Origin of the sequence: Halomonas sp. DP5Y7-2 (assembly GCF_019802025.1) — a bacterium.
Lineage (GTDB): Bacteria > Pseudomonadota > Gammaproteobacteria > Pseudomonadales > Halomonadaceae > Halomonas > Halomonas litopenaei_A.
The window spans coordinates 1-638 of the sequence record NZ_JAHVHY010000028.1 but is presented as its reverse complement, the minus strand read 5'-3'; the positions used below and the strand labels follow the sequence as shown (position 1 = coordinate 638).

Here is a 638-nt window from a genome sequence, read left to right as displayed (position 1 = left end):
GGCAGCGCCGCGGGCGACGGCAGCCAGACCACCAGCGGCACGCTGCCCATCACCACCGGTGGTGACAGCCTGGCCTCACTGGTCATCAACGGCGTCAACGTCACCGCTGGCGGCACCGTAGTGGGCGACTTCGGCACGCTGACCGTTAGCGTGGGAGCAGATGGCGCCTACAGCTGGAGCTACACCCTCGACGACAGTACCCAGGATCACACCAGCCAGGGCACCGGCAGCGATGACCTGGCAGATCAGTTCGCGATTACGGCGACGGACAGCGACGGCGACGAAGCCTCTACCGACCTGACCATCCAGGTGCAGGACGATGTACCGGTTGCGGTGAATGACAGTGCCAACACCGCGGAAGACACCCCGATCACCTATAACGTGCTGGACAATGATACCCAGGGCGTAGATGGGGCAACGCTGACCGCAGCAACGTTGCGTGACCCGAGCCAGGGCAGCGTATCGATCAATGCCGCGGGGGATGTGACCTTTACTCCGGCACCGGGCTTCGAAGGCGAAGCGCTGATCGACTACACCATCACCGATGCCGATGGTGACACCAGCGACGCGGTATTCAGCGTCACCGTGGCGGAAGACTCCACCCCGACCATCAGCGTGCCGGATGACTCCCCGAGCAC

1 protein-coding gene is annotated in these 638 nt (G+C 64.1%); it reads left to right on the top strand.

The window, feature by feature from the left end:
- On the top strand, positions 1–638 hold a 638-nt coding region (locus KUW18_RS19600; protein WP_222562198.1), incomplete at both ends, for an Ig-like domain-containing protein.